At 36.7% G+C, this 1035-nt stretch carries 1 protein-coding gene; it reads right to left on the bottom strand.

Annotated elements, in window-relative coordinates; translation table 11 throughout:
* Positions 1 to 943, bottom strand: a 943-nt coding sequence (locus tag BAU28_RS22450; protein ID WP_116500448.1) for an IS4 family transposase, incomplete at its 3' end; no start/stop codon positions are given.
* Between the last annotated feature and the right edge of the window lie 92 nt (positions 944 to 1035).

The following is a 1035-nucleotide window of genomic DNA, read 5'->3' on the forward strand; positions in this document are numbered from 1 at the left end:
TACGCTCTGTATATGTAATCCCTTTTTTCTTTTCACGAATAGCTCGATCACGTAGGCGTTTTTGTTTTTGCTCCTCCGTACATTTATAAACCACAATGCGAGTAGGTAATTTGTCTTTGCTCCCTACATATACATCATGTAATTCATACACTTGGCCAGGTTGTAATTGGCTCATGATGTCTTCCAAATGAATTTGTATATATACCGTCCTCAGTTGAGCGGGTTTTGTTTTAAATACGACTGCTTCGAATTCTTTTCTATATATTTTAGTTGGTAACTTAAGACGTGATAAATAATATCCTTGCTTATCTTGAATAGACTTAAAATCTTGTAAACGAAAATATCCTAAGTCACGAATATATAGTTCATTCTTTTGCGCCATACCTGTTCGAGTCGCACCATACGCCTGATCACTTCGTTTTCCTGGTTCAATTTTCACATCAGAAAATTCTCCACTCAACAAGTCATACTCTAGTTGAATTTTTACACCAGCTTTATGACTACATCCTCCGGCACCAGGATAAGTAGATGCAAATCGATCCGGCACTTGAAATGTTGTAGAATCAAGGATAAGAATACGCTCAAAATAGGCAGAAAGAGCATGAGAAATCTTAGATAATCCCCCAATTTTAGCCTGTAGAAGTGTAGTGAATACAGTTCGAAAGAAGGCTACAGAAGCCGAGTTAAATCGCCGATTAAGTCCCTCAGGACTTAATAAAATTCCTGTTGAAGTTTCTAATTGACTACAAAGTTGAGTAAGAGAGGTAGTAGCGATTTGTTGATTTAACCATACACACAAAGATAAAAAATGGTGCCCATGGCACTTACGTTTTCGTTTCATTCCGCCTGCTTCTATAGCTAATTGATTAAGTGTAGCGGGAGACATATAGCGATATAACTCTTCGGCAAATAAAGACAACTCTTGTTTTTGATGCATATTCATAAAAAGCACGTCACCCTTTCTCATTAACATAAGAGAATAGTAACGTGCTTTTAACTTCAAGAATAGTCTAAATCCTTAAGTTGATGGATGTG

The sequence above is a fragment of the Bacillus paramycoides genome (assembly GCF_001884235.1).
GTDB lineage: Bacteria > Bacillota > Bacilli > Bacillales > Bacillaceae_G > Bacillus_A > Bacillus_A paramycoides.